This window comes from Colwellia sp. KU-HH00111, from assembly GCF_040362745.1.
Lineage (GTDB): Bacteria > Pseudomonadota > Gammaproteobacteria > Enterobacterales > Alteromonadaceae > Colwellia.
Window position 1 is genome coordinate 140024 of the sequence record NZ_BAABWO010000005.1, and the last position, 22567, is coordinate 162590.

At 39.5% G+C, this 22567-nt stretch carries 21 protein-coding genes; 10 read left to right on the forward strand and 11 right to left on the reverse strand.

Annotated features, from left to right (window positions below):
* Window positions 1-2: 2 nt before the first annotated feature.
* Both ABXG98_RS10885 and rpsU read right to left on the reverse strand, forming a co-directional pair.
* Window positions 3-446 carry a GatB/YqeY domain-containing protein gene (locus tag ABXG98_RS10885; protein WP_353538710.1) on the reverse strand — a complete coding sequence of 148 codons (444 nt, stop codon included), beginning with the start codon at window positions 444-446 and terminating at the stop codon, window positions 3-5.
* A gap of 56 nt (window positions 447-502) precedes the next feature.
* Window positions 503-718 (reverse strand): 30S ribosomal protein S21, encoded by a 216-nt coding sequence (rpsU, locus tag ABXG98_RS10890; RefSeq protein ID WP_114326764.1) that lies wholly within the window; start codon window positions 716-718, stop codon window positions 503-505.
* Window positions 719-963: 245 nt separating this feature from the next.
* On the opposite strand from rpsU, the gene tsaD reads away from it, so the two are divergent.
* Complete coding sequence (tsaD, locus tag ABXG98_RS10895; protein WP_353538711.1) at window positions 964-2025, forward strand: tRNA (adenosine(37)-N6)-threonylcarbamoyltransferase complex transferase subunit TsaD; 1062 nt, start codon at window positions 964-966, stop codon at window positions 2023-2025.
* 42 nt (window positions 2026-2067) lie between these two features.
* Here the strand turns inward: tsaD and ABXG98_RS10900 are convergent, their stop codons facing one another.
* The 3 genes from ABXG98_RS10900 to plsY are packed head-to-tail and all read right to left on the reverse strand — an operon-like array spanning window position 2068 to window position 6895.
* Entirely contained in the window at window positions 2068-5127 is a 3060-nt protein-coding gene (locus tag ABXG98_RS10900; protein ID WP_353538712.1) for an efflux RND transporter permease subunit, read from the reverse strand.
* On the reverse strand, window positions 5124-6278 hold the full coding sequence (locus ABXG98_RS10905) for an efflux RND transporter periplasmic adaptor subunit (RefSeq protein WP_353538713.1): 1155 nt from the start codon (window positions 6276-6278) through the stop codon (window positions 5124-5126). The genes ABXG98_RS10900 and ABXG98_RS10905 overlap by 4 nt, the downstream gene beginning before the upstream one ends.
* Before the next feature lie 23 nt (window positions 6279-6301).
* The gene (gene plsY / locus ABXG98_RS10910; RefSeq protein ID WP_353538882.1) at window positions 6302-6895 is read right to left on the reverse strand and encodes a glycerol-3-phosphate 1-O-acyltransferase PlsY; all 594 of its coding nucleotides are present in this window, start codon (window positions 6893-6895) and stop codon (window positions 6302-6304) included.
* 124 nt (window positions 6896-7019) lie between these two features.
* Here plsY and folB point away from each other — a divergent pair, with 124 nt between their 5' ends.
* From folB to ABXG98_RS10935, 5 genes are all read left to right on the forward strand, one after another.
* On the forward strand, window positions 7020-7403 hold the full coding sequence (folB, locus tag ABXG98_RS10915) for a dihydroneopterin aldolase (RefSeq protein ID WP_353538714.1): 384 nt from the start codon (window positions 7020-7022) through the stop codon (window positions 7401-7403).
* On the forward strand, window positions 7403-7900 hold the full coding sequence (folK, locus tag ABXG98_RS10920) for a 2-amino-4-hydroxy-6-hydroxymethyldihydropteridine diphosphokinase (protein WP_353538715.1): 498 nt from the start codon (window positions 7403-7405) through the stop codon (window positions 7898-7900). Before folB ends, folK begins: the two co-directional genes overlap by 1 nt.
* Window positions 7901-7930: 30 nt before the next feature.
* Window positions 7931-8752: an undecaprenyl-diphosphate phosphatase gene (locus ABXG98_RS10925; RefSeq protein ID WP_353538716.1), complete on the forward strand. Its 822-nt coding sequence runs from the start codon at window positions 7931-7933 to the stop codon at window positions 8750-8752.
* A gap of 70 nt (window positions 8753-8822) precedes the next feature.
* Window positions 8823-9665: a tetratricopeptide repeat protein gene (locus ABXG98_RS10930; RefSeq protein WP_353538717.1), complete on the forward strand. Its 843-nt coding sequence runs from the start codon at window positions 8823-8825 to the stop codon at window positions 9663-9665.
* A 257-nt stretch (window positions 9666-9922) separates the two neighbouring features.
* Window positions 9923-11842: an alpha/beta hydrolase family protein gene (locus ABXG98_RS10935; RefSeq protein WP_353538718.1), complete on the forward strand. Its 1920-nt coding sequence runs from the start codon at window positions 9923-9925 to the stop codon at window positions 11840-11842.
* A 131-nt stretch (window positions 11843-11973) separates the two neighbouring features.
* Here ABXG98_RS10935 and tehB read toward each other — a convergent pair whose 3' ends face one another.
* Window positions 11974-12540, reverse strand: a complete 567-nt coding sequence (gene tehB, locus ABXG98_RS10940; RefSeq protein ID WP_353538719.1) for a tellurite resistance methyltransferase TehB — start codon at window positions 12538-12540, stop codon at window positions 11974-11976.
* 142 nt (window positions 12541-12682) lie between these two features.
* Window positions 12683-13798: a cell division protein ZapE gene (gene zapE, locus ABXG98_RS10945; protein ID WP_353538720.1), complete on the reverse strand. Its 1116-nt coding sequence runs from the start codon at window positions 13796-13798 to the stop codon at window positions 12683-12685.
* Between the two features lie 174 nt (window positions 13799-13972).
* Between zapE and ABXG98_RS10950 the strand changes: the two genes are divergently transcribed.
* From ABXG98_RS10950 to ABXG98_RS10960, 3 genes are all read left to right on the forward strand, one after another.
* Window positions 13973-14443: a ZapG family protein gene (locus ABXG98_RS10950; protein WP_353538721.1), complete on the forward strand. Its 471-nt coding sequence runs from the start codon at window positions 13973-13975 to the stop codon at window positions 14441-14443.
* Between the two features lie 138 nt (window positions 14444-14581).
* A complete protein-coding gene (locus tag ABXG98_RS10955) occupies window positions 14582-15955 on the forward strand; it encodes a Do family serine endopeptidase (protein ID WP_353538722.1) in 1374 nt (457 codons plus the stop codon).
* 248 nt (window positions 15956-16203) lie between these two features.
* On the forward strand, window positions 16204-17193 hold the full coding sequence (locus ABXG98_RS10960) for a trypsin-like peptidase domain-containing protein (RefSeq protein ID WP_353538723.1): 990 nt from the start codon (window positions 16204-16206) through the stop codon (window positions 17191-17193).
* 67 nt (window positions 17194-17260) lie between these two features.
* Here the strand turns inward: ABXG98_RS10960 and ABXG98_RS10965 are convergent, their stop codons facing one another.
* Both ABXG98_RS10965 and ABXG98_RS10970 read right to left on the reverse strand, forming a co-directional pair.
* Window positions 17261-19819, reverse strand: coding sequence for a bifunctional diguanylate cyclase/phosphodiesterase (locus tag ABXG98_RS10965; RefSeq protein WP_353538724.1), 2559 nt, complete (start codon window positions 19817-19819; stop codon window positions 17261-17263).
* A gap of 159 nt (window positions 19820-19978) precedes the next feature.
* Window positions 19979-20281 carry a hypothetical protein gene (locus tag ABXG98_RS10970; RefSeq protein WP_353538725.1) on the reverse strand — a complete coding sequence of 101 codons (303 nt, stop codon included), beginning with the start codon at window positions 20279-20281 and terminating at the stop codon, window positions 19979-19981.
* Between the two features lie 202 nt (window positions 20282-20483).
* Here ABXG98_RS10970 and ABXG98_RS10975 point away from each other — a divergent pair, with 202 nt between their 5' ends.
* A complete protein-coding gene (locus ABXG98_RS10975) occupies window positions 20484-21323 on the forward strand; it encodes an isopenicillin N synthase family dioxygenase (protein WP_353538726.1) in 840 nt (279 codons plus the stop codon).
* Window positions 21324-21340: 17 nt separating this feature from the next.
* On the opposite strand, the gene ABXG98_RS10980 is transcribed toward ABXG98_RS10975, so the two are convergent.
* Window positions 21341-22066, reverse strand: a complete 726-nt coding sequence (locus ABXG98_RS10980; RefSeq protein WP_353538727.1) for a pseudouridine synthase — start codon at window positions 22064-22066, stop codon at window positions 21341-21343.
* Window positions 22067-22084: 18 nt separating this feature from the next.
* A complete protein-coding gene (locus tag ABXG98_RS10985; RefSeq protein ID WP_353538728.1) occupies window positions 22085-22525 on the reverse strand; it encodes a hypothetical protein in 441 nt (146 codons plus the stop codon).
* Between the last annotated feature and the right edge of the window lie 42 nt (window positions 22526-22567).

The following is a 22567-nucleotide window of genomic DNA, read 5'->3' on the forward strand; positions in this document are numbered from 1 at the left end:
AGCTAATTTAAGGCTGATCTTATTTGGCCGCTAACAGCGCCCATATCCGCTCTACCTTGCATTAACGGCTTTAACATGGCCATAACTTTACCCATGTCAGCCATTGAAGCTGCACCGGTTTCTGTAATTGCATTGCTAATTAATTGGTCAATTTCTGCCGTTGTTAATGGCTGAGGAAGAAAATAAGTTAATGCTTCAACTTCCTCGGCTTCTTTTGCTGCAAGCTCTTCTCGACCACCGTCGTTAAACATTTTGATAGACTCTTTACGCTGTTTAACCATTTTGGTTAAAATAGCAATAATATTGTCATCGGTTGCTTCGGTGTTGTTGTCAATTTCTGCTTGCTTAACAGCAGATAAAGCCATACGAATAACCCCAAGACGTAATTTGTCTTTGGCACGCATGGCATTTTTCATTTCATCTTTGAGTTGTATTAGTAGTGACATCTAAATCAGCTCACTCTTTCGATTGGGAAAGATTACTAAGGGTTCTTTATCAGAGCTTAGTACATGCGAACGTGACGAGCGTTCTCACGAGAAACTTTTTTCGCTGCACGTTTTACTGCCGCTGCTTTTTTACGTTTACGTTCCCAAGTTGGCTTTTCATAACATTCGCGACGACGAACTTCAGAAAGGATTCCTGCTTTTTCACATGAACGTTTAAAACGACGTAGTGCTACGTCAAATGGTTCGTTTTCTCTTACTTTAATTACTGGCATGTACTATTTTACCTTAGAATATATCTATATAAATTGGTGTTTAACTTCAGTTTGCAACGCACTTATTACGTTATTAAACCTTGTCTACACCCGCTCTATCAAAAATGGGTGCCGTATTCTACTGCTAAGTAAGCCATGATGTAAAGGCTATTTTCACTATCAAGGGAAATAAACTAGCGAAAGTGAGTAATGCTAGGTAAAATCCGCCTCATAATATTTTATTCCCGCTTTTTAGAGAACCTTGTATGCGAATTTTAGGTATTGAAACCTCGTGTGATGAAACCGGTATTGCTATTTATGATGATGGACAAGGTGATCGTCCACAAGGTATTTTAGCGCATCGGCTTTATAGTCAAATCGCTGTACATGCCGATTACGGTGGGGTTGTGCCCGAATTGGCGTCCAGAGACCATGTTCGAAAAACAATCCCGTTGATTAAAGCCGTATTAAAAGACGCCAATTTAACACCACAAGATCTAGACGGTGTTGCTTATACTGCAGGTCCTGGGCTTGTAGGTGCTTTATTAGTTGGCTGCTCAATCGGGCGAAGCTTAGCATATGGGTGGAATTTACCCGCTGTGCCCGTTCATCACATGGAAGGTCATTTGCTGGCTCCGATGTTAGAAGATGATGTGCCTGAATTTCCGTTTGTAGCTTTGCTCGTTTCTGGCGGCCATACTATGCTAGTGCGAGTTGATGGCATTGGTCAATATAAGTTACTCGGTGAATCTGTTGATGATGCCGCAGGTGAAGCCTTTGATAAAACCGCCAAATTATTAGGGTTAGATTATCCGGGCGGCCCCGCATTATCAAAAATGGCGGAATCGGGTATCGCTGGACGTTTTAAATTACCTCGCCCTATGACCGACAGACCTGGCTTAGACTTTAGCTTTAGTGGTTTAAAAACAGCTGCAGGCACTTTAGTTCGTAAAGAATGTATTGCCAGTGATGGTACAACAATAGACGAAGCTGAACTTAAGCAAACCCATGCAGATATTGCTCATGCGTTTCAGCAAGCCGTTATTGAGACACTTGCAATAAAGTGCAAACGTGCATTAAAACAAGAAAACTTAAAGCGTTTGGTTATTGCTGGTGGTGTGAGTGCTAATACCGCGCTACGTGAAAAGCTCGCAGACACAACCAGTAAATTAGGTGGTAGTGTCTTTTATCCTAGGCCAGAATTTTGTACCGATAACGGTGCTATGATTGCCTATGCTGGTTTACAGCGGTTAAAAGCGAACACTCATGCTGATTTAACTTTTAAAGCAAATCCTCGTTGGTCACTAGATTCGCTTCCCGCTGTTTAATTTTCAGGTTGGAATGTGCTGTAGGTTGGAATTAATGCCAACCTACCCTTTCTTGCCCATCTGCAATAAGCTAGGTAAAAAGATCAAAGTGAAAATCGTGCTGACCCCCATTCCTCCGACAATTACCGCGGCAATACCTCGGTAAAGCTCGGCGCCAGCACCAGGTATTAACAACAGCGGTAACATACCGCAAATACTGGTGAGAGTACTCATAAGAATAGGTCTTAGTCTAAGCCTTACCGCTTGTTCAACTGCGTCATGTCGAGACAAGCCTTCGTTTTCGCCCATGCGTGTTTGGTACACTAATAAAATGGCATTATTGACCACTAAGCCTAATAAAATAATAAAGCCGATCATGGTTAATAAATCTAACGGTTGAAATATCACTAAATTGGTTAATTGCAAAAAGCCAATACCACCAATGGTGGCTAACGGGATCGTTAGCACGACTAAAATACTGTCTTTGAATGAGCGAAATAGTGCCGCCATAAGTAAATACAGAATGATCAGTGCCAAGATAAAACTTTGGCTCATATTAGTTAATGCTTGGGTAAGTGCTTCAGCAGTACCACGATAACTTATGCTTGCAACACTACCGCTTTCATTGACCTCATCTTCTGATAACACCGCTAAAATGGCGGGCTCTGCCTGTGTTTTAATTTGCGCTATTGCCTCTTCTAAACTAATTCCATCGGGTGGGCTTACTTGCAAGGTGATTGTCCTTTGTCTATTAACCCGTCTAATCGAGCTTGGTCCTGCAGTTCTCACAATGTCGACTAATTCACCAACGGGTTGAACATCAGCATTAGGCGTGTATAAAGGAATCGCGGCAAGCTCTTCTGGTGATTGCCAGTCAGTAGCCCTTAGAAAAACATCTAAACGCTTTTGACCATTAAAGAAGTCTCCGACATACAAACCTGTACCTAACGCTCTTGAAATAGCTGACATTTGCGATCGGCTCCAGCCTGCTTCAGCTAAACGTCTTTCATTGGGTAACATTTGTAATTCTGGCTCTGCTAGGGTTAAGCCCGGTTGCGGCTGAATTTGTGCGCCGGGCAAAGCTTGGCTAATAGCGCCATAGCCAGCTTGTGCGGCATTAAGTAAGGTATTAACATTATTGCCCTGAATATCCACGTCAATTCGCCGACCACCACCTAAACTGCTAAATATTTGTGACTGCGAGGCAAAAGCCATTGTATCGGGAAAGCCTTGTAAAAACTCACGGTTAATCACCGCTATAATTTCACCAATATCATCGACGTTTTTAACATGTCCGCCCATAAAGCCAAATGAACCAAAAAAACCCATCCAAGTATGGGCAATTTGCGGCTGCTTTTCGCCCGTTAAATAAGGCGCGATACGGCGATTTATTTCATCGCTCATTTCAAAACGCGCCGCCGGATAACTTAAGCCCGGTGGAGGTAAAATAAACGCTTGAAACTGGTTCTGATTACCCTTTGGCAAATAGTCTATTTTAGGAAATAAAGCCCAGCTGCCCGCAAATGCAAACAACATTAAGCCAAAAACCCAAGCGTAGCGTTTACTTGGGGTACTGGTAATATGCATAACCCCTTTAGTGATACTTCGCCACCAGTGGCTATGAGGATCAGCCTCACTCTTGTCTGCTAATAACTTACGAGCGGCTGTGGGTAATACTGTTACTGCCACAATTAACGAAGCAACTATGGCCACCGCAATGGTTATGGCTAAATCAGCAAAAAGCTGCCCCGAAACTGCATCTAAAAAGGCGATGGGTAAGAAAATAGCGACAGTGGTAATCGTTGACGCAATTAACGCTCCCCAAACTTGGGTAGCCCCGTGTAAAGCTGCCTTTTCTGGCGCTTCGCCTTTCTCTCGTAATCGAACAATGTTTTCTAACACGACAATAGCGGCATCAAGCACCATACCGACAGCAAAAGCTAGACCCGCCATCGAGATAATGTTCAAGGTTCGCCCAGCGCTATACATTACAATGAGTGTAATCACTAAAGAAATAGGTATGGCTAAGGCAACAATTAACGTGGCACGAAACTTCCGCAAAAACCACCACAATACAATGATGGCCAGAGCAATACCCATCAGTAAGTTATTACGAACCAAGTCCATTGAGCGATTAATATAAATGGTTTCATCTGACATTTGGATCATTTCAAGGCCAACACGTTTTAATGGCCCTTCATTAAGTTCACGCATCGCGCTTTGCAAGCCTTCCATGACTTCAATCACATTAACGCCCTGCTCTGCTTGAGCATTCATAGCAATGGCTTGGTCACCGTCTAAGGTTAAAATACCGGTTCTATCTTGCAAGGCAACAGCGACAGTAGCAACATCACGAAGAAGAATTGGCTGACCATCACGCCAGTCTAGGATCATCTCACCGAGTTGCTCTTCACCATATTTCCCGGCAAACCGTAGGGTGTATTTTCGGCGGCCAACTTCATTAAAACCACCTGAGCTATCGCTATTATTAGCCAAGGCTGCTGCGATTTCAGGAATGTTTAAGCCAAGTGCAGCGGCTTTATAGGGATCAAAGGTTATACGTAATTCTGTTGATAAACCACCGAATGCATTCGATTTTGAAATACCGGCAACACGCTCTATTCGCGTTTGAATGACTTCTTCTACGTAATCCTGATAACTGACAATATCACGGGTATTGCCCTCAAGAGGTTTTAACGCAAACCAAGCAATTGCAGTAAAGGTATTATTACCACCAACAGAAATCACCGGCTCAGTCGCATCAGCAGGATAATTAGGCACTTGATTTAACGCACTCATCACATCAATTAAGGCGCGTTCTAAGTTGATGCCTGACTGATAACGCAAGGTAATGCTGCCGCTACCTTGATCTGAAGAAGAAATTAACGACTCAAGCCCTTGTAGCCCTTTGAGCACATCTTCTTGTCGTTCAATAATTTCCGCTTCTATTTCTTCAGGTGCTGCAGAGCGCCATCCCGTTGCAATAACAATTTCGGGTTTGCTAATATCAGGCGTTAACTGAATAGGTAATTTAAATAAGCTGATAAAACCAAACAGTGCCACCAATAAAATTGCAACAATAACAGCAGTTGGGTTTTTTAATGCAGATGATGTTAAATTCATCGCACGCTTCCTTTGTTCACAGACTGAGTTGTGTTGGTCTCATTTTCTGCAGTTTTCCCACCAAGCACTAGGTCTTTATTGTTGCTTTTTATGGCAACACCTTGACCCGATTGTAAGCGCTCGGCGCCACGAATAACGATCAAATCGCCAACATTAATTGGTTGTTGTTCACTTGCGCTAGTCACTGCAACCAAACCATCCATACCAACACCGACTGTCACCGCTATTTGCTCAGCTTGAGCGCCTTGCTCATTTTGATTCACCCGAAACACACTAGCACCATCACGACGCAAGACTAATGCATCGCGAGGTACAGCTAACGACATTTCACTAGGACCATTAGCCACTTTCGCCTTAATGTTTAAACCTATTGGCCAATCAAAGGTTGACATATCTAAACGTACTTCCATTAAATGAGAACGAGCATCAGCAACTGGCACTAGGGTTTTAATTCTAGCTTTTCCCTCCCCCAGAGGTGATTGAACCGCTAATTCTGTTGCTGTTTTTAGAAATTGATAAGCAACAATAGGGGCAAAAATAGTCGCCTCGCTGTGTTGGGTTTGTACCAAGCGTATAATCGCTTTACCATCATTAACAAACTCCCCTAAACTGGCAAGGCGTTGAGCAACAATGCCACTGAATGGCGCTTTCACTATGCTGTAGTCTAGTGCTTGTTCTGTTTTATTTAATTGTGCTTGAGCGACAATGACATCACCCTTAGCAATATCACGTTCAGAAATGGTTTTATCTAATTCGGTACTCGGTGATAGCTTTTGCTTGACCAACTGTGTTTTTCGTTTTACTTCCGCTTCAAGAAAGTGCAAACGAGCTTTACTGTTAAGCACATTCGCTTGTGCTTCACTGTGTTCTATTTTTAATTGCTTATCATCAATTTGGGCAATAATATCACCGCGCGCGACTAACTGACCAATAGCAGCTAAACTGATCAAACGACCCGATATTTCAGATGCTATTTTAGCATCATTTTGGCTCACCACAGTACCTGACACCCAAACTACCGGCGAAAGCGCCATCATTTTTGCGGGTACTACATTGACATTAGCAGGCGGAAAGTTCATTGACTGAGCAACATTTGTTATGGCAAAAAGCGCAATAAAACACAGCAGTTTATGGGTATGTTGATATTTCATAGTGCTCCTAAATAAGTATGAGGCTAAGATATTTTGGTGGTAATTTTATTCTCTGTGCCTTTAAGTAAACGTACAATATTGTCTTTGTGACGAAAGATAATAAGCGCACTCAACATTAAAGTAGGGTAAACATACAGCGGTTTTAATAGAAACACATACAGTGGTGCCATTGATACGGTAACTATCGCTGCTAAACTTGAATATTTTGTGACTTTAGCTACAAATACCCAAGTAATAATCAGTAAAGCACCTAGCCCTAAACCAATGGGCAATAAAGTGCCTAATGCCGTAGCAACCGCTTTGCCGCCTTGAAAGTTAAAAAATACTGGGTACATATGCCCCAAACAAGCCGCAACGCCAATAATGCCCAGATAAATCGGCTCTATTTGCAAAAAATAAGCGCCCCATACGGGAACTGTCCCTTTTAATACATCTAAAAAGAGTACCGTTGCTGCCGTTAATTTATTACTGATTCTTAACACATTGGTTGCACCGGGATTTTTCGACCCTGTGGTTCGAGGATCTGGAAAGCCGAGCAGTTTGCATATTAAAATAGCACTCGAAATCGAGCCTATTAAATACGCAATAATGATCATAGTAAGCGTTAAAAACAGCATCACAATAGAAATTGGTCAGAAAAATAACAATATTATTCATTCTAGCTTGTTCTGTGCTAGTTTTTCTACACCTTGGCAGGTAAACTCGCTTTTATTTTGTAAGAATTATCATAATAGGTAGAAAATGGATAAGGTTTTCATTAAAGGTTTGCATATTCAAACCACCATTGGCTTTTTTCAGTGGGAAAAAGAAATCAAACAAACCCTAGTGATTGATGTAGCAATGGGCTGGAATACCGCCGGTGCAGCACTAAATGATGAACTCGCAAAAACGTTAGATTATGCACAAATATCTACCGCCATTGAAACCTTTGCCAATGAAAACCCCGTTGATTTATTAGAAACATTAGCTGAACGGTTAGCTGCTTTTTTAATGACTACTTACCATATTCCTTGGTTAAAACTCACCATAGGAAAGCCTGGTGCCGTGCACAACGCTGATACTGTAGGTGTTGAAATTGAGCGAAGTCAATCCTCACAGACAGCTATTGAGACATCAGTAAACTAATGGCGATGATTTATATTTCCTTAGGGAGCAATGTTGAACGTGAATACCATGTTCAACACGGATTGAACGCCTTAGCTAACCGTTTCAACCTAGCATTTGAACAGTTAGTGTTATCATCGCTGTTTGAAAGTGAAGCCATTGGCTTTAATGGTAAAGCTTTTTATAACATGGTAGTTGGTATAAAAACCTCTTTAACAGTTGAGCAAGTCGCTCACATACTCCGTGATATTGAAGTACAGTATGGCCGCGCTGTCGATGCAAAAAAGTTTAGCCCTAGAACGTTAGATCTCGACTTATTGCTTTACGATGACATTATCACAGACACGCCAGCACAATTACCCCGAGATGAAATAGATAAAAATGCTTTTGTGCTTTGGCCATTAAGTGAAATAGCCCCAACACTAGTACACCCGATATTAAAGCAAAATTATCAAACACTATGGCAAAACTATAATAAAACCAGCCAACAACTTAATGTTGTCAACAATTGTTGGTAACGATTTTACATAAAGGAATAAAGAGATTTTATGAGTACTTTAGAAATAATGATATTAGCACTCTTACAGGGGTTAACCGAGTTCTTACCTATTTCTAGCTCTGCTCATTTAATACTGCCCTCGCAAATTTTAGGCTGGGAGGATCAAGGGCTGGGTTTTGATGTAGCCGTGCATGTAGGGACTTTGTTGGCTGTTATGTTGTATTTTCGCAAAGAGTTAGGCGTTATGTCTGTCGCTTGGTTAGGAACAATTAATATCGGCCCTGATAAAAATAGCAACGCTTTTGATGGTAAGCTTGCGTGGTGGATTATCTTTGCCACCATACCTGCTGGCTTATTTGGCTTATTGGGCAAAGACTTTATTGAAGCACATTTACGCTCTGCACTGGTCATTGCAGCAACAACGCTGCTATTTGGCTTCTTACTTGGTTTTGCTGATAGTAAAGCTGGACACAGAAAAACCCATAAACCGATGGAAAAACTCGGCTTAAAAGGTGCCATGCTGATTGGCGTTGCCCAAGCTGTGGCCTTGATTCCTGGGACGTCGCGTTCTGGCATCACCATGACTATCGGTTTATTGTTAGGACTATCACGAGACAATGCAGCCAGATTTTCATTTTTACTTTCTATCCCAGCTATTGCCATGGCAGGCAGCTACTTAACCCTTAAATTGGTATTATCAACCGAAGCAGTAAACTGGCAAGCCATTGGCCTTGGTAGTTTAATCGCTTTTGTCAGCGCCTATACTTGTATTCATTACTTTCTTATTTTATTAAATAAATTAGGTATGATGCCTTTTGTAATATATCGTTTAATTTTAGGGACCGGCCTTTTATGGTTTGTATTGGCCTAGTGACACACTCATGATACGAAACTTGATGTCCAAATAACCTTTATCAACAGAACTAATAGTGAATAAAAATATGACTGCAATTACCCTGGAAAATTTTGAGCAAATCGTTTTAGAAGAATCAAAAACAACATTAGTGTTAGTGGCTTTTTGGGCTGATCAAATCACTGAAAGTGTTGAGTTAAGAGACAAGTTAGCTGCTAAAGTCGCTCCTTTTAGCGAGCAAATGCTGATGGCAACCGTTGATTGTCAAACACAGCAACAAATCGCTCAGCAGTTTGGTATTCAAGGCTTGCCAACAGCTATTTTAGTGAAGGATGGTCAACCTCTTGATGGGCTATCTGGGCCACAAACCGATGAAACCATTGCCGCCTTTTTAGATAAACACTTACCAAAAGCACAAGATATGCTGCTCACTAAGGCTCAAGCGGCTCTTGCTGAGAACAAACTTAACGATGCGTTAACTGAAATCAGCCAAGCGCATCAACTGGATGCACAGCGAGCAGACATAAAATTAGTGCTAATCGATGTGTATATTCAACTAGGAAAAACTGCAGACGCACAAACGTTACTTGATACCATAACAATGGTCGATCAAGACAGTTATTACCAAGCTTTAGTGGCTAAACTAGAGTTAGCCAACCAAGCAGCCAACTCCCCAGAAATTCAAGCACTAGAAGCTAAACTTGCAAGTCAGCCGAACGACATTGAAATTCAACACCAACTTGCCGCGCAATACAGCCAAGTAAACCGCCATGAAGATGCCTTAACGCTATTATTTCGCTTAGTTCAAGCTGGTGATGCCGATACAAAAGATCACAGTAAGACACTTTTTTTAGATATTCTTAAAGCACTACCTGATGGTGATCCTATTGCCAGCAAATATCGCCGAAAACTTTATACGCTAATGTATTAAAATAATTGAGGCTAAGCAGGTTTTCTAGAATAGATCAATATCATCAACAAAACCCTCTATCGTTAGTATGGATTCCAACCTGAAATATCATAGGAATGACAACTTAGGTCAAGATGGGATGACAATTTACAGCCTGCTTATTAATTGTATTGAGTATTTTTTTTATGCTAAACAGATGCTCAATAACGAAAGGTTATATCTCAATTAAAACCTGAACCATCAAATATATCTATTTTAATCTTTCAACAAGGAATGTTATGTCCATTTATCGCTTTATTATATTATTTTTATCTCTATCCATTACAGCATTGTCTTCTGCAAACGAAACGCTACCTATAGAAATTTATGGTGCCTTGCCCGAAGTCAGTATGATGGTGATTTCACCTAGTGGAGAGAAAATTGCTTACCGTCGAACAGAACAAGAAAAAGATTACATGGTGATCTACAACCTTGCTGATAACAAGTTACTTGGCGCCATGGACTTATCAAACATTAAACCTAGTGACGTCTATTTTATTGATGAAAAAAAATTAATTATCGTAGTTAAGAGGAACAATAGATTATGGGGTTACCGTGGTCGACATGAGATCAGTTCCGCATATGCTTATGATCTAGAAAAAAATAAGATGGTGCAATTACTGACCTTAGGCTCTGGAATACATGATGGTCAAACCCAATTAGGCAATATAGTAGGGCTTTCGGCTGATGGGGATAGTGTCTATATGCCCGCATGGGCCAATGCAACCTCTTTCAGTTTGATGAGGGCATCATTAGAAAGGAGAAAAGTTAAACAATTTAAACGAGGCAATCGAGATGTAATAGATTACTTTGTAAACGATCAGGATACAATATTGGCTAGAGTGCTTTATAACAATAAGCTTGATTTACACAGTATTGAGGCGCTGACAGATGGAAAATGGCATCAAATTTTTAGTGAAAAAACTATTTTTCCTACAAAATCCTTTGTGGGGTTAACACCTGATTTTAAGCACTTAATTATGTTAGACAAAAACGCTAATACGGGCCATATTGCCTATTACACCATGCGCTTAAAAGATGGCAAAATAAGCAATGCGATTTTCAGTAAGTCAAACAAAAGCGTGGAATCAGTTTTAACAGATATAAATCGTGTGGTTTATGGCGTGAGATACGCAGGCTTCAAGCCAAGTTATGAACTTTTTAACCAAAAAACGCATAATTTGGTCGCATCAATTATACAATCCATGCCAAATAATAGCTTAAGGTTAGTCAATCATACGCCTGATTGGAGCAAGATGATTTTTTTAATCGAAGGTGAGCATGCAAAAGGCGACTACTTCATTTATGCCAATGGTAAGTTTTCATCAGTGGGTAGCCAACGTTCAAGAATTGCCCCAACTCAAGTTCATCAGGTCTATGAAACTGAGTTTAAAGCAAGAGATGGTCTAAAAATCCCTCTATTATTAACATTACCAAACATTGAACTAAAAGCTTTACCCGCTATTTTAATGCCTCATGGCGGCCCAGAATCATACGATAGAGTGGGTTTTGATTGGATGGCACAATTTTTTGCGAGTCGAGGCTTCTTGGTAATTCAGCCACAATTTCGAGGCTCAGACGGTTTTGGCTCTGATTTTATTCTAAAAGGACGAGGAGAGTGGGGTCAAAAGATGCAACACGACCTGACAGATGCAGTAAAAACCTTAATAAAATCGGACTATGTTAACCCTAACAAAGTGTGCATTGTCGGCGCTAGTTATGGTGGCTATGCCGCATTAGCTGGAGCAGCCTTTACTCCTGAGCTCTATCAATGTGCGGTTTCTATTAATGGTGTAGCTGATGTTAAACGAATGCTAAAAGATGAAAAGAACGAATATGGTTCTGATCATTGGGTACTTGCTTACTGGCAAGAAAGCATCATAAATGGAACAACAGCCAACAACCACTTAAAAAAAATATCACCGATAACTCATATTAACAATATCAAAATTCCGATATTACTCATCCATGGCGAATATGATGAGGTGGTTCCAATTCGCCAGTCTGAAAATATGTATGAAGAATTAAAAGATGCTGGCAAGCCTGTTGAGTTTATAACGCTAGAGAAAGGTGATCACCATTTAAGTAAAGGGGGTAACCGCATGAAAGCGCTGAAAGCCATCGATAATTTCATAATGAGCGCTATAGGGGTAAATTAATTAAAGGTAACAAACTCTTACAATAAAGCATATGGTGATTTATCTGTTAGGCACCAAGCCTCTCAATATGTTGAACCCTAAATATTGCAGTGACTTGGTATTATATTGATGTAACAACAAAATATTAGAGACTAAGCAGGTTTTCTAGCCAATAAAGTCGCAAACTGCAATTTAGCGCCATTATGCATAGTACCTACATCTTCATTGTATTTAATAAGCTCCCAACCTTGATAAGCGTCACTTAACTGCCCTGCTTTTAGCGTATAAGGAAAAGGAACTGGGCAGGGATGCACTTCTGTGTTCATTGCGCAAACAATCAGATTATAACCACCAGCAAGCGTACACTGTTGCATATCAGCAATAATGCTTGCTACCCGTGTTGGGTCTGCAAACATCAAGGTAACAGTGCAGCTAATAAAACCATAATCTTGGCCAAGGTTAGCGGTATTAATATCATAGACTTGCGCCTTAACGTTCTGCATGTCTTGTTCGATACTAATGCTTTGCAGCATATCAATGGCGCCCGGGTTAGTGTCTACCCCAGTAACGTTAAAACCAAGCTGTCCAAGATATATTGCATTTCGGCCATTTGAGCATCCCATATCTAACGTGTCACAAGGTGCAATAATTTTGCTTGCGGCAACGACTTCACTATGGGCAGGATTTAAGCCGTAACGGCTATTTAGGTCAATGGTCATGGTTACTTCTCAATTAATAGTATAAAGACTAAATCTTATACTATTAATTGGAAGCTTTAATTGATCCGTTTAGGATCATTGTGTTTTTGTGCTGTTTTTTTTAATACCAAGTTGATTAAGTATACTTAATCATTACTGAACACTATGGTAGGTGCTGGCTGGCTAAATAATCATGCGACTGCATTTCTTGTAAACGACTCAAACAACGTTTAAATTCAAACGCTAAATTGCCACCTGTGTACAACTGCTCTAATGGCATTTCAGCTGACATAATCAGTTTCACATTGCGTTCATAAAATTCATCGACTAACGCGATAAAACGTCTCGTACTGTCATCACTTTCTTGTCCCATTTGTTTAACATTCGCCATTAAAACAGTGTGATACAACTGGCTAATTTCCATGTAATCGCCCTGAGAGCGAGCACTTTCACATAGGACTGTATAGTCAAAATAGACAATACCATCGGCAACCCTAATAGTAGATAACTGGCGATTGTTTATTTCAATATCGACATTTTGTTGACCTGCTTCACAAGCAAGTTGCTTAAAATAATGATGCAAATTGTCATTGGCTTGCTGATCAAGCGGATAATGATAAATCTCTGCTTGCTCTAATGTCCGCAAGCGATAATCAACCCCACTATCAACGTTAACTATTTCGGTATGTTCATTAATTAATTTAATTGCTGGCAAAAAGCGTTCTCGCTGTAAACCGTTGCGGTAAAGCTCATCGGGGATAATATTAGATGTTGCCACTAAAATAACTTGGTGTGCAAATAGCTCTTCAAATAGCGCTCCTAAAATCATGGCATCGGTAATATCAGAAACAAAGAATTCATCAAAACAAATAATTCGCGTTTCACTAGCAAACTTTTTGGCAATAATTTTTAAGGGATCTGACTGACCCGTTAGGGCTTTTAGTTCTTGGTGTACTCGATGCATAAAACGATGAAAGTGCACGCGCATTTTATTTTTAAAGGGCAGGCAATCGTAAAAAGTATCAACTAAATACGTTTTTCCTCGTCCAACGCCTCCCCAAAAATAAAGGCCTTTTATTGGCTTATCTGTTTGTTTTTTGTAAACTTTTGTCCAACGATTTAAAACCTTTTTAAAGCTAGACACTTCAACAGGTTTAGTTTGTAAGTCTTCATAAAGTCGTTGCAAATGCTTTACTGCATCTTCTTGGGCCGCATCAAACAAAAAATCATCCTGTGTCAGGTCTTGTTGATACTTTTGGATTGGAGAAAGTTTTATCATGAATTAACCACGTTGAACTTGTCATTAGTTACTTGAAAAAAGAAAAATTGCCAACATATATTATTTATAAGCGAGTTAACACTACAAATATTTACGCTATCACTATATTATTGTAAACCATAACAGTAGTAATTAATCACAAAATTTATTTTCAATCTATTTAAAGGTACCCTTATGACCGTAGTAATCGCATTAATTGTTTTCGTTGTTGGTGCTGTTGTTGGCTTTTTTGCTAATTATTTAATTTCATCGACCAATCAAGAACAACGTAAACTTGCGGAGCAAGTCAATAAAACAGAGGCGGCATTATCACAATATAAAATTGATGTTGCAGATCACCTTGAATGCTCAGCTAAATTGCTTAATGAAATGAATAGCACCTGCCAAACTGCGATGAAACAAATGGAAGAAAGCACTCAGCTATTGCAAAGAGCTACTGCCAGTGATAGCGATGGCATGCCTTTTTTCTCTCAAGAAACGCAAGAACAACTGGCGCAAACTGCGGCATTACGACATGCAAAACGCATGGATGAAAAGGCAGGATTAAGCACAGATTTCAACACAGAAGCGCCTTTAGATTATTCTGGCAAAGCCAGTGGCTTGTTTAGTGATCAAGGACCAAACGATCCAATTAAAGCCGGCTAATTTAAGCGTAAATATATAATAAAATGTTACAAATGCCGCGCAGGCATTTGTGAACTAAAATTCTTTCACTAAGTCTATTTTGAGGTGCAACAGCTTTGTATAAAGTTGATTAAATTATGTTTTAGGAGAATCTTTCCCATGAAAAAATTATCTATCTTACCAATATCGGCTATTTTAAGCGCCGCTTTACTCTCAAGTACTTTAATTCCACTCAGCGCTGATGCTGCTGGCTCTATATGGCCAAGCAGTGTTGAAGGGCAAAGCATGCCTAGTTTAGCGCCAATGCTTGAAAAATCGACACCGGCTGTTGTCAGTATTGCTGTCAAAGGGACCCATGAAGTTAAACAAAATGTGCCCAATATTTTTCGCTTTTTTGGTAACCCCAACCAACACCCAAATCAGGCACAACAACGTCCTTTTCGCGGTTTAGGCTCTGGCGTGATTATTGATGCTGACGAAGGTTACATCGTCACTAATAATCACGTTATTGAAAAAGCAGATGAAATAATGATAACCCTTAAGGATGGCCGCCAAATTGAAGCGAAAAAAATTGGCTCTGATGCAGATAGCGATATTGCATTATTACAAATTGATGCTGACGATTTAACCGCTATAAAAATTGCCGATTCCGATAAGTTACGTGTAGGCGATTTTGCTATTGCTATTGGTAGCCCTTTTGGCTTGGGACAAACCGTTACCTCAGGTATTGTCAGTGCATTAGGCCGTAGCGGATTAAACATTGAAGATTATGAAGACTTTATACAAACAGATGCCGCGATTAATAGTGGCAACTCTGGCGGAGCGTTAGTCAATTTACGTGGTGAACTCATAGGAATTAACACAGCTATTTTAGGGCCCAATGGCGGCAATGTTGGTATTGGCTTTGCTATTCCGAGCAATATGATGCACAACTTAGCCAAACAAATTATTGAATTTGGTGAAGTAAATCGTGGTGTACTTGGCGTTTCTGGCAGAAGTGTTAACAGTGACATTGCCAGTGCGATGGAGTTAGAAACTAACCAAGGCGGCTTTGTTGAGCAAGTAATACCTGACTCAGCAGCAGATGAAGCTGGCTTAAAGCCTGGAGATGTTATAACTAAGGTGAATGGCAAGTCTATAAAAACCTTTAATGAATTGCGTGGCAAAATTGGCTCTATTGGTGCGGGAAAAAATGTCAAATTAACCATAGTGCGCAATGGCAGTGAAAAACAATTTACCGTTAAGTTGAAACAATCTCAAGCCAATAACGTCGCTGCTGCAACTATACATAGAATGTTTGAAGGAGCAAAACTAGAAAATAACAACACTAACAATGGTGTTGTTATTAAAGAGGTTAAAGAAGGCTCTCCGGCTGAGTTAGTTGGCTTGCAATCGGGTGATTTAATTACCGGAATTAACCGAACTCGTATCAAAAATGTAGCTGAATTACGCAGTTACCTAAAAGACAGAAAAGGTGTGTTTGCATTAAATATTATTCGTGATAACTACTCACAATATTTAATGATTCGCTAATACCGACTCAAATCACTTGAAGGTTTGATAACGCTTATCTTCAAACAAAGTGAGGGTGAGTGCTTTATTTAAAAAGGTTAGTGAAAACTAACCTTTTTTATTTTCTGCGCTGATAATATTTTGTGTTAAACTCATGACTATAATAAAAATCAGAATATTTTTGCCTTGAGAACTCTCCTTTGAAACTAAAATCCACATTAAAATACATCATAAATTCAATTAGTTACGGGGTTCTGTTTGGGGTTGCTTTGTTATTATTAGTGCCCAATTTAAATGATAATCCGTTTATACAACGAATGTTGAATACCAAAAAAACCACACTTCAGCCGCTTTCTTATGCTAAAGCCGTGAGCATAGCTAGCCCTGCCGTGGTCAATATATATTCAGAAGATATAGTCTCTAGTGGTGGTTATGGACGACAGGCGAGGAAAACCACCACTTTAGGCTCTGGTGTTATTATGGATAGTAATGGCTACTTGTTAACTAATCTGCATGTTATTCAAAATGCTGATTTAATTCATGTTGTTTTACAAAGCGGTCAACAGTTTCCGGCTGAATTAATCGGCTTTGATCAAATTACTGATCTCGCTGTACTCAAAGTAAACGCAAGTAATTTGCCCACCATTCCTCAACAAGCCAATTTACAATCTTTTGCCGGAGACATTGTACTTGCTATTGGTAATCCATTAAATTTAGGTCAAACAGTCACACAAGGCATAATCAGCGCCACTGGTCGCAGTGGCTTAAGTAATACCAATTACCTCAACTTTTTACAAATGGATGCGGCAATTAATAACGGTAACTCGGGCGGCGCCTTAATTAATAGCAATGGCGTATTGGTCGGGATTAACTCTCGACAATTCACTGAGTCGAATCCTCAGCTGAACATTCAAGGTATTTTCTTTGCAGTGCCCTATCAGTTAGCGGCTAAAATAATGCGAAAAATTATAGAGAATGGGCGTGTAGTCCGTGGCTGGCTTGGTATTTCTGCTGAACGCTATTTAGCTGATGTAAAAGGTTTTGTTGTAGAAGCGGTTAGTCCAAACAGCCCTGCTTTTTCAGGAGGCATTCTACCTGGCGATATTATCTACCAAATTGGTCAACACCCAATTAGTAGCATTACCCAAGCGTTAGATATAGTTGCAGAAACCCCGCCTAACACGGCTTTGATATTTAAACTTTATCGACAAGGTAAGCCTGTAGAAGCCAGTGTCACCATAGCTGAATTTGGTAAATAATGACGATGCTCCAAGGTCAAGTTTAATTAACTACTTTACTCAACTATTTTGTTGCGTTATTTGTAAACTAGGCGTTATTTTTGAGGATGTATTGCTCCATAGTAATGGCATCCATTGGTTTAGCAAAGTAGTAACCTTGACCATATAAACATTCCATTTTTTGTAGTAGTTGCGCATCTTCAATGTTTTCTATGCCTTCACCCACTGTTGCCATACGAAGGTTAGTGGCGAGATCAACAATGGTTTTAATAATGGCTCTATTGTTTTGGTGTTCATGAACATTATTAATAAACGACTTATCAATTTTTAACACATCAATAGGAAAACGGTGTAAATAACTAAGACTAGAATAACCGGTGCCAAAATCATCCAATAATATTTTTACCCCTAACCGTTTTAATGCTTTCATATTTGACAACACTATATCGGTGTTTTCTAACAGCGCTCGTTCAGTTAACTCTACCCTTAAACTTTCAGGTTTTAGCGCTGTTTCAGTTAAAATATGTTCTATTTCTTCTGGTAACGAGGGATTAAAGAATTGATTACAAAATAAGTTACAACTGACGTAAAGTTCATCACAAGATAATGTTTGTTGCCATATTTTTAGCTGTTGACAGGACTTTTTCAAAATTTGTAAATCAATGGCTTGAACTAAATTTGTTTCTTCAGCCAATGGGATAAAGTCATCAGGAAAAACAAAACCTCGCTTAGTACTTTGCCAACGCGCTAACGCTTCAAACCCTTGTATTTCACCATTATCTAATTTAATAATAGGCTGGTAGTACGGGATAAACTCTTGCCATTCAATCGCTTCTCTAATGTCAGCTTCAAGTGATAGCGCATTTTGTACTCTTTGATGCATACTGGCATCAAAAACTTCATAACGGCCCTTACCGCTATCTTTTGCATGATACATAGCCGTGTCGGCATCTCTTAACATGGTGTCAGCATTATCATAACGGTCATCACTGAACAAAATACCAATACTCGTGCCGGTAAACACTAATTGGTTATTGATGGTAAACGGCTCTTCTAAAAATTTAGTTATACGTTTAGCTATATCAAATGCTTTATCATTTGACTTAAGATCCTCAATTAAAATAACAAATTCATCACCGCCTAACCTCGCAACAGTATCCATATTACGGACAATGGCAGAAAGCTCTCTGGCAATCATTTGTAACAGCGTATCACCTGCTTGATGGCCTAAACTGTCGTTTACCACTTTAAAACGATCTAGGTCTAAAAATAATATCGCAAAGCTAAAGTCAGGCTTACGTTTATTGCAGGCTATAGCATGGTTTAATAAATCAATAAATACGGCTCTATTGGGCAAGCCAGTTAAGCTGTCGTGAGAGGCGGTATGTTTTAATTTTGTCTCTGCCTGTTTACGTTGGGCAATTTCCTCTTCTAGCGCCAGTGTTCTTAATTTAACTTGTTGCTCTAATAGTTCATGGCTTTGCCTTTCAATATCTGAAATTTCTCTTCGTTTAATTGCAGCAGAAACATGATTTGATACAAAATTGAGCAATTCCGCATCTTGTTGAGTATAAATGGTTTTGTTGGTATAGCTTTGAATGACCATGACCCCTAATAGCTTACCCGCATATATAAGCGGAACTCCTAGCCAAGAATGTTCATTAGCCGCTGGCTCTTGCGTTTCTCCTCGTTTATATAGTTCATCCATATCCGTTTTGGTCAACAAAACTGTTTTTTGTTGACGAATGACAAGCTCAGAATGGTGGTTAGATAGCTTTCTTGTTTCAAAAAAGTTTTCAGGTAAATTGGAATCTTCGTCAACAACATAGACATATTCTATGGTGTCTTGCTCTTGATCATATTTTGCAATAAAAAAGTTGGTCGCGTTGATCAACTGGCCGACAATATTATGTACTTTTGAGTAAAAAACATTGATATCAAAACTAGCATCATTAGCTAATTCTGAAATACGATATAGGGATTCTTGCAATAGCTCAGATTTTTCACGTTCGCGAATTTGCGCCATCAACTCCTGAGTACGAGCGTTAACCGCATTGGTTAAACGTTCTTTGTCTTGCAAACGCGTCATAGCCCCAACCACATGTTGACCTGCAAATGTGAGCATCTCAACATCTTGTTCCGTGTAACGCGTTTTTTCGCTATAGCTCTGTACTACCATTACACCTATGACTAAATCATTATGCAATAAAGGCACTCCCAGCCAGTCAATGCCTAAAGTACCATAAGATTTTATTAATCCTTGTTGCTCAAGTTGCTTTTCTACATCTGGGGTGATTAACAATGGTTGCATCGACTCAATCACTAGACTTGTGAACGAACCTTTATAATCACTGTAATCGATAAGCCCTTCAGGCCTTGCATCTTTTTCATCAACATAATAAACAAACTCCAAGGTCGAGAATGTTTGATCATAACTAACAATGTAGAAGTTTTCCGCCGTCATCAATGAGGCAATAGTACGATGAACTTGCAGGTAGAAATGGCTTAAATCGTCACACTGTTGCGATAGTTGATTTAAGCTAAACAAAGCGCTATAGCGTGTTTGCAACTGTTGATGTTGCTGTTGCAACATAAGCAGTTCGCTAGCTAATGCATCTTGGGGAGGAGTATTTTCTTTTTCTTCCATCGCAGTAGTTACCACCAATAAAAAACAACCATAATCATTAGTATCAATTACTTACCCATACACTAATAACAAAAAAATAGAACCAGCATAATGAACTTTTATTAAAAAAAGATCCACTATTGTAGGTAAACCATACTAAATTTTGATTTTGACCGTCAGTTATTGATTACTTGATTCCTTAGTCATATTTTGTCTTATCTGTTCCGTTTTATGCTTATTACCGCAAATAGCCATTTGTTTCTCATCACGATAATACCGAATATCAATACAGTCTTCTTGGTATCTTCGTTCAAGCTCGGTACGAATTAATGGTTTCCCTTTAGCATTCACTATTTGTCGGTGCAACGCTTGGCATTGTTGAATTTGTTCTGAGGCCAAGGTGATATCTTCACAAGCTTCATTGCTAGCACAACCTGCTAATAGCATGGCAAAGCTTCCCGCTAAGAAAAAAGTAGAGTTCATGTTAATCGCTTAATTATTTTAATAATATTATCTCTTAGTAACAGTATATACCTATACTACTTCAAGATGCGAGTTTCAACACGGCTCAATAGAGCATAATCCCATCCTTTACTCCTTTAAAAAACGGCTCAAACGTTTTATTTTGTTCACAAGCAATAATCAGGCTACAATCACTGAATTATTGCTAAATAGAGAGAAGCACATGTCATTGCCTATCGTTGATTACACCGCCAAAGATGCCCCTGAAAAATTTGTAAAAAGCCTACGAGAAACAGGATTCGGTGTATTAACAAATCATCCAATACAACAATCAATGGTTGAATCTATCTATAACAACTGGCAGGCGTTTTTTAATGGCCAAGAGAAGCAAAATTTCGCCTTTGATCCGGAAAAGCAAGATGGTTATTTTGCCACTGAAATATCAGAAACAGCTAAAGGGCACACCCAAAAAGATATAAAAGAATACTTTCATGTCTATCCGTGGGGACGTATTCCAGCGGCATTAAAAGAAGAAATATTAAACTATTATCAATTAGCCTCAGATTTAGCCGGTGAATTATTAGACTGGGTAGAAGCATATAGCCCTGAAAGCATTTCAAAGCATTATTCAGAGCCACTATCTCATATGATTAAAAACACACCTAATACTTTGCTGCGTATATTGCATTATCCGCCGTTAACCGGTAATGAAGAGGTCGGCGCAATTAGAGCTGCTGCTCATGAAGATATAAACTTGCTGACCATATTGCCGGCTGCGAACGAGCCGGGCTTACAAGTACAAAACCAAGACGGCAGCTGGCTCGATGTACCTAGTGATTTTGGTAACTTAATCATCAATATTGGAGATATGTTACAAGAAGCCTCTGCAGGCTATTTTCCATCTACCACGCACAGGGTTATCAACCCCAGTGGACAAGCTAACAATAAATCACGTATTTCATTGCCACTTTTCTTGCATCCTCGCGGTGAGGTGCAACTATCCGCACAACATACCCAAGCCAGTTACTTACTTGAACGTTTACGCGAGTTAGGCGTTAAATAAGTAATTAGCAACATAGGTCAGACGTTAACCTTTAAGGTCTGACCATCAAGTGTTATTGGTTGACTTTCTCCGGGCTGTAAGCTGTCAGATAATACATACTCACCAATAGACGTTCGGTGTAAACCAATAACAGGGTTACTAAAGCGGCCAAACATTCTTTTGATTTGATGGTATTTTCCTTCCATCAAAATCACTTCTGCTTGGTGGGGTGAAATAATAGTTAATGTGGCGGGCAAGGTAGTGATATTTTCATAGGCAAAGTACATTCCTTCAGCAAACGCTTTGATGTATGCCTGGCTTAATGGATTTTTTAGGGTTACACGGTAGTGTTTAGTCACTTTATTATTTGGCGAAGTAAGCTGCTCAGACCAACGACTGTCATTCGTTAATAGCACTAAACCTGACGTGTTTAAATCTAATCGTCCGACAATATGTAAGCTGGCTTTTTCTTCTGTACTTAACCCTGCGTCTAATAAATCAATGACTGTTTTGTGTTGTAGATCTTTTGTAGCACAAACAACGCCAACGGGTTTATGCATCATAATATATAACGCTTTATTTTGCTGAACAACCTGATTATCTACTGAGATTACAGAAAACTTATCTATTGCTTGAGCCACATCTGCGGCAATTACTCCATCGACAGTGACACGTTTTTGCGCCAATAATAACCGCACGTTTTTTCGGTTAATCTGACACTTTTCACTGATGAAGCGATCAAGACGGGCGCGACTAATTGACATAATTAAGCTGAATAGGGTTCACGGTAAAATAGGAGGTAACTGCAATTGCTTTGCAATAAGGTTAAGTACCTTTTGCAGTTTAACTCGAAGTAACGCAGCTATTATTTTATTTTGCTGAGTTAACAGCACAAGCTCTGATTCAGTGATTGCAATATGGCAAATTAATATTTGCTGCTTAGCATCGTAAGCTTGATAACTAAAAGCATCATCCGAATACATATGAAATTGCATTGATTGTTGTTTAGTTTGCTGCGTTTCTTGCTGAGTGAGTAGAAAACTGTCCGGTGTTTCAAGACATAGGCGCACCAACACAATATGCGCTTCATCACCATACCAATCAGCCGTCATAGTTTGAAAATTTAGCTGTGCTTCAAGTTTGTTGCTAACCGAAGTGATTTTTGCAAATTGTGCGATTAAATCATCACAAACATGAATTGAAATAGGTAAGGACACTGTCATCTTGATATTAACTTATTATAATAACGCACTATTTTTATAACA

Bases quoted from the DNA above. Each gene is read 5' to 3' on its own strand.
- ABXG98_RS10955 (WP_353538722.1), top strand. From the start codon at position 14,582: ATGAAAAAATTATCTATCTTACCAATATCGGCTATTTTAAGCGCCGCT.
- ABXG98_RS10925 (WP_353538716.1), top strand. From the start codon at position 7,931: ATGAGTACTTTAGAAATAATGATATTAGCACTCTTACAGGGGTTAACC.
- ABXG98_RS10930 (WP_353538717.1), top strand. From the start codon at position 8,823: ATGACTGCAATTACCCTGGAAAATTTTGAGCAAATCGTTTTAGAAGAA.
- ABXG98_RS10885 (WP_353538710.1), bottom strand. From the start codon at position 446: ATGTCACTACTAATACAACTCAAAGATGAAATGAAAAATGCCATGCGT.
- plsY (WP_353538882.1), bottom strand. From the start codon at position 6,895: ATGCTGTTTTTAACGCTTACTATGATCATTATTGCGTATTTAATAGGC.
- ABXG98_RS10980 (WP_353538727.1), bottom strand. From the start codon at position 22,066: ATGTCAATTAGTCGCGCCCGTCTTGATCGCTTCATCAGTGAAAAGTGT.
- ABXG98_RS10905 (WP_353538713.1), bottom strand. From the start codon at position 6,278: ATGAAATATCAACATACCCATAAACTGCTGTGTTTTATTGCGCTTTTT.
- tehB (WP_353538719.1), bottom strand. From the start codon at position 12,540: ATGACCATTGACCTAAATAGCCGTTACGGCTTAAATCCTGCCCATAGT.
- tsaD (WP_353538711.1), top strand. From the start codon at position 964: ATGCGAATTTTAGGTATTGAAACCTCGTGTGATGAAACCGGTATTGCT.
- folB (WP_353538714.1), top strand. From the start codon at position 7,020: ATGGATAAGGTTTTCATTAAAGGTTTGCATATTCAAACCACCATTGGC.
- ABXG98_RS10975 (WP_353538726.1), top strand. From the start codon at position 20,484: ATGTCATTGCCTATCGTTGATTACACCGCCAAAGATGCCCCTGAAAAA.
- ABXG98_RS10900 (WP_353538712.1), bottom strand. From the start codon at position 5,127: ATGAATTTAACATCATCTGCATTAAAAAACCCAACTGCTGTTATTGTT.
- folK (WP_353538715.1), top strand. From the start codon at position 7,403: ATGGCGATGATTTATATTTCCTTAGGGAGCAATGTTGAACGTGAATAC.
- ABXG98_RS10935 (WP_353538718.1), top strand. From the start codon at position 9,923: ATGTCCATTTATCGCTTTATTATATTATTTTTATCTCTATCCATTACA.
- ABXG98_RS10965 (WP_353538724.1), bottom strand. From the start codon at position 19,819: ATGGAAGAAAAAGAAAATACTCCTCCCCAAGATGCATTAGCTAGCGAA.
- ABXG98_RS10970 (WP_353538725.1), bottom strand. From the start codon at position 20,281: ATGAACTCTACTTTTTTCTTAGCGGGAAGCTTTGCCATGCTATTAGCA.
- zapE (WP_353538720.1), bottom strand. From the start codon at position 13,798: ATGATAAAACTTTCTCCAATCCAAAAGTATCAACAAGACCTGACACAG.
- ABXG98_RS10985 (WP_353538728.1), bottom strand. From the start codon at position 22,525: ATGACAGTGTCCTTACCTATTTCAATTCATGTTTGTGATGATTTAATC.
- ABXG98_RS10950 (WP_353538721.1), top strand. From the start codon at position 13,973: ATGACCGTAGTAATCGCATTAATTGTTTTCGTTGTTGGTGCTGTTGTT.
- rpsU (WP_114326764.1), bottom strand. From the start codon at position 718: ATGCCAGTAATTAAAGTAAGAGAAAACGAACCATTTGACGTAGCACTA.